At 36.6% G+C, this 3,429-nt stretch carries 5 protein-coding genes; 3 read left to right on the top strand and 2 right to left on the bottom strand.

The window, feature by feature from the left end; genetic code table 11:
• The 3 genes from ftsA to MXE27_RS11660 form a co-directional block, all read left to right on the top strand.
• On the top strand, window positions 1-869 hold an 869-nt coding region (gene ftsA, locus MXE27_RS11670), incomplete at its 5' end, for a coenzyme F390 synthetase (protein WP_248612624.1).
• Window positions 870-960: 91 nt separating this feature from the next.
• Complete coding sequence (gene truD / locus MXE27_RS11665; RefSeq protein WP_248612623.1) at window positions 961-2,214, top strand: tRNA pseudouridine(13) synthase TruD; 1,254 nt, start codon at window positions 961-963, stop codon at window positions 2,212-2,214.
• Between the two features lie 35 nt (window positions 2,215-2,249).
• Window positions 2,250-2,639, top strand: coding sequence for a DUF126 domain-containing protein (locus MXE27_RS11660; RefSeq protein ID WP_248612625.1), 390 nt, complete (start codon window positions 2,250-2,252; stop codon window positions 2,637-2,639).
• Window positions 2,640-2,678: 39 nt separating this feature from the next.
• Here MXE27_RS11660 and MXE27_RS11655 read toward each other — a convergent pair whose 3' ends face one another.
• Entirely contained in the window at window positions 2,679-3,065 is a 387-nt protein-coding gene (locus tag MXE27_RS11655) for a DUF5518 domain-containing protein (protein WP_248612621.1), read from the bottom strand.
• Window positions 3,066-3,126: 61 nt separating this feature from the next.
• Window positions 3,127-3,429 (bottom strand): DUF5518 domain-containing protein (locus MXE27_RS11650; RefSeq protein WP_248612620.1); only part of this gene is annotated, 303 nt, incomplete at its 5' end.

Raw genomic sequence — 3,429 nt, 5'->3', positions numbered from 1 at the left:
CTATAATACCTGAAGGAAAATGCACATTTCCAGTCAGGATTATAGAACATTATCAACCGACTGGAATAGTAGCCAGTATATTTAAATTACTACGTTTGGCACGCAGGATGAAATCAGAAGGTATGGATCCCCAAGAATCAAGTATTAAACGTTTGATAGCTGGGGGAGAAAGTTTTTCACCAGATTCCAGGGCATATGTGGAGGAAATATGGGGAGTGGATGTTTTCAATACTTATGGTAGTACTGAGGGGACAATGTCAGGGGAATGTCATAAAAAAGTAGGATTGCATGTCCCGGAGGACATGGTTCATTTGGATGTATATGATCCTCAGATGAAAAACTTTGTAGACGATGGGGAGTGTGGGCGGATTGTTTTAACTACTTTACTTCCTGTTGGTGGTAAAACCGGTACATTACTATTAAATTATGATACTGATGATACTACGGTGGTTGTATCAAGGGATAAATGTCTTTGTGGTCGAACTCATATGAGGATAATGAACCCGGAAAGGGAAGCTGAAACATTTTGGATAGCAGGAAACCCATTTAATCGGGTTGATGTGGAAGCAGGAGTGTTCCAGAGGGAAAATATGGAATATTTAACGGGGGAATATGAATCGTTTATATATGGTGATGAAGATGTGGGTGAAATCACTATGAGGGTTAGTATAGAATGTGAAAACACTCAAAACTGCGACCCGGACATGATCGAGGAAAATTTTTTGAAATCTTTCTTACAATATAAACCTGGCTTGAAAGAAGCTTATTCAGATGGAACATTTGATATCTTATTCAATTTTGTAGGACCCCAGGAACTAGAATTTTATAAAATTAAAGGAAGACCAAAAAGAGTGGTAGATAGACGTTAATTTTTTTTATTAACATCTATTTATAAAGCCTAAAAACCAATTAATCTTTAAAGTATTAATGAATATTTTACTATTTTTTTGAGGAAAACCTATGCTTAATGCTAAAACTTATATCACCTCCAATCCAGGAATTGGGGGAAAAATCAGAGTCAAGTATGAAGACTTTTACGTCGAAGAGATACCAGAAACAACCCCTACTGGAGAGGGACCAAACACATGGATTTGGATAGAAAAAATCGGTAGAAATACTTTGGACGTGGTACTTGACATGGCCCGGGATTTACACTTAAGTCGAAAAAGGATGGGCTTTGCAGGAATGAAAGATAAAAAAGCTGTAACTCGTCAATGGTTATGCATCAGTAACTTTGAAGGAGAAGACTTGGAAGAAATTAAGTACCAGTTCCATAATGTGGAATTTTTAAAAATCACTCAAAACCAGAAAAAACTTAGAATAGGGCAGTTGATTGGAAATAAGTTCCGTATTTTAATTAGGGATATCTCAGATCCTGAAAAAAGTGCTGAAAATGCACAAGAAGTTTTGGAAAAACTTTCAAAAGTAGGGACCCTGAATTATTATGGTTGGCAGAGGTTTGGAAAACCACGAAGCAATACTCACATGGTGGGAAGGGCTCTGGTCGAAAATAACCTGGAAAAAGCAGTAGGATCATATATTGGTAAACCTTATGAAGGAGAACCAGAACAAATAAAAGCGGCCAGAGCAGCTTATGATGAAAATAATCTGGAAAAATCTTATGAATTAATGCCTACTGGCATGAGATATGAGCGGATGATGCTCCGAGCACTTTTGAAAGAACAGAAAAAGAAAGATGTTTTGGACGATGATTCTTATCGTAAGGCTCTTTATAGCCTTCCAAAACCTTTGAGTAGAATGTTTGTCCACGCATATCAGTCTTATCTATTTAATAAGGCTGTAAGTGAAAGGTCTACTATGGGAATTGATCAATACGTGGAAGGAGACATATTTATTGATAATGAAGAACATTTGATTCATGATAAGTCTCCTGAGGAACTACAATCGATGATTAATGATTTTCAAGCCCACCCTACATCGCCTCTTTATGGTAGTAAGGTACCTCTGGCGGGAGAAGGCGTCGGGAAAATGGAGGAGACTATTTTAAAAGATGAAAATCTAAATCTTGAAGATTTTAAATGCCCTAAAATGCCTAAATTAGGAAGTCATGGTCTAAGAAGAGCAATTAGATTTAAGATATGGGATGTGTCTGCTGAAGCCACAGAAGACGGTGTTTTAACAGAATTTTCCATACCTAAAGGATGTTATGCTACTTCAGTTTTAAGGGAAATAACCAAAAATGAGACAGTATAAATTATAATAATGGGAGACGTCATAAAATGAAAAATATGAATTGCAGAATTATTTCTCATGGTAAGGCCAGCGGTGAAGCAATGGTAAGTCAGGATCCTATAAGCTTTTTAGGCGGGGTAAATCCAGACACGGGAGAAGTAATTGATCCTAAACATCAGCTTAAAGGAGAAATCATCAAAGATAAAATATTAATTATTCCTGGTGGTAAAGGATCCACCGTTGGATCGTATGTTATTTTTCAAATGGCTAAAAATAAAACATCCCCTAAAGCAATAATCTGCCTTAAAGCAGAGCCTATAATTGCTACAGGGGCTATAATGGCCAACATTCCCATGGTCGACCAAGTAGAAGGGGATATTATGGGATTATCTTCGGGGCTACAAATAGAGGTAGATGCTGAAAAAGGCCAAGTAAAAATAATTTAATAATATTTTTATTTTTAAAAAAATTAATCCATAGAGAATTTATTTTTCAATTGTGGATTCAGCTATAATTCCACCTACTGCACCTAATACTCCGGATATTATGATAAGAACCAGAGTGAATAAACTTCCAACCAGGAGGCTCACAAAGCCCACCATATTTCCAATACTATTTGATAAGATACTTATAAATGCAGTTACTATTCCCAGTCCAAATAATGATAATAATCCAATTATGAGTCCGCCTATCACTCCTGACAATGCGCCCTGGATAGCTCCTTCAATTCTACCTTCACTCACCAAGTATACCGTTACAAAACCTCCTATCAATGGCCCTAAAATGAATAAAGGGAACACTGCTAGGCCTAAAGCCATGGTCAATGCAGCAGTAACTAAAGATCCTAAAATAATTGCTTTCCAATCAGTCATTTTTTCATCTCCACATAGTGAGTTTTTTTAATAAGTAGGGCACGGATCTTTTTAAGAATTTTCAGGTCTTTTTTTCTTTAGATGTGCTAATGAGTGTTCCTACAGTTCCGCCTATTATTCCCAGGCTTATATCTCCTATTAATGCAATTAATAAGATCATGAGTATGTTGCTATGCAGCTGTCCTGTCTTAAAGAAGACGATTAAAATATTGATTATTCCTATAACGGCTCCTATGAATGCTCCGTGAATGGCTCCATTCATCACGTGTCCTTTTACCATGTAACCTGCGATTAATGAGGCTACAACAATGGATATTATTCCTGCTAATCCTGGTAAGACAAATCCTAATACTAATCCAAAGAC

Source organism: Methanobacterium alcaliphilum (genome assembly GCF_023227715.1).
GTDB classification, from domain to species: Archaea; Methanobacteriota; Methanobacteria; order Methanobacteriales; family Methanobacteriaceae; genus Methanobacterium_E; species Methanobacterium_E alcaliphilum.
The sequence above is the reverse complement of the archived record's forward strand: the minus strand, read 5'-3'. Positions and strand labels throughout refer to the sequence as shown.

Coding starts and splice junctions, on each gene's coding strand:
- MXE27_RS11660 (WP_248612625.1), top strand. CDS start 2,250: ATGAATTGCAGAATTATTTCTCATGGTAAGGCCAGCGGTGAAGCAATG.
- MXE27_RS11655 (WP_248612621.1), bottom strand. CDS start 3,065: ATGACTGATTGGAAAGCAATTATTTTAGGATCTTTAGTTACTGCTGCA.
- truD (WP_248612623.1), top strand. CDS start 961: ATGCTTAATGCTAAAACTTATATCACCTCCAATCCAGGAATTGGGGGA.